Annotated in this window: 1 protein-coding gene; it reads left to right on the top strand. The window is 34.8% G+C overall.

The features are described from left to right. The coding region (locus C6368_RS17030; RefSeq protein ID WP_159038673.1) for a T9SS type A sorting domain-containing protein at window positions 1-792 on the top strand (792 nt) is incomplete at its 5' end. Window positions 793-853 lie beyond the last annotated feature (61 nt).

Genomic DNA, 853 nt, shown 5'->3' with positions numbered 1-853 from the left:
GATTTAACAATTAACCAAGCTGACATGACTACTTTAACTGAATCGGCTTGTGACTCATATACGTGGAGTGAAAATGGAATGACTTACACAACTTCAGGTCAATACATTGAAAGTTTCACTAACCAAGCTGGTTGTGATTCTATTATCACTTTAGATTTAACAATAGGAGCAACTGATTCAATTGTTTTAAATGAATCAGCATGTAATGAATATACTTGGAGTGAGAACGGAACAACTTATACGACTTCTGGTCAATACGTTGAATCATTCACCAACACAAGCGGATGTGACTCAGTAATGGTACTTAATTTAACAATAAACCCAATTGACTTAACAGTTACAGACAACGGAAGTGGAATGTTTACGGCTAATGAGCCAAATGCAACTTACCAATGGATTGACTGTAACACCAATACAGTTATTACGGGTGAAACTTCTCAAGATTTCATTCCAACTTACAATGGTGATTTTGCAGTAATCATTGACAACACTAACTGTTCGGATACAAGTGATTGTGTAACAATTGGAAATGTTGGATTAGACAAGAACAGCTTAAATGCATTCACACTTTATCCAAACCCTTCAAACGGAGAGTTCAACATCGAATTTAACCAATCTTTCACTGGAACAGTTAAAGTAAACGATGTTACAGGTAAAACGGTTCTACACACAAACGTTTACAACAGTACTATTTCAAAAATCAACTTATCTAAAGTTAATGAAGGTATTTACTTTGTGAAGATTATTTCAGACAATGGATATGTAAGTACTAAGAAAGTACACATTCAATAATAAACACACGGTTTTAGATTATAATTGTGATGCGGGTTGTCTCTTCATGGGCAGCCCGTTT

The organism is Brumimicrobium mesophilum, assembly GCF_003025005.1.
Lineage (GTDB): Bacteria > Bacteroidota > Bacteroidia > Flavobacteriales_D > Crocinitomicaceae > Brumimicrobium > Brumimicrobium mesophilum.
Note: the sequence above shows the minus strand (reverse complement) of the source record. Positions and strands in the feature narration are given on the sequence as shown.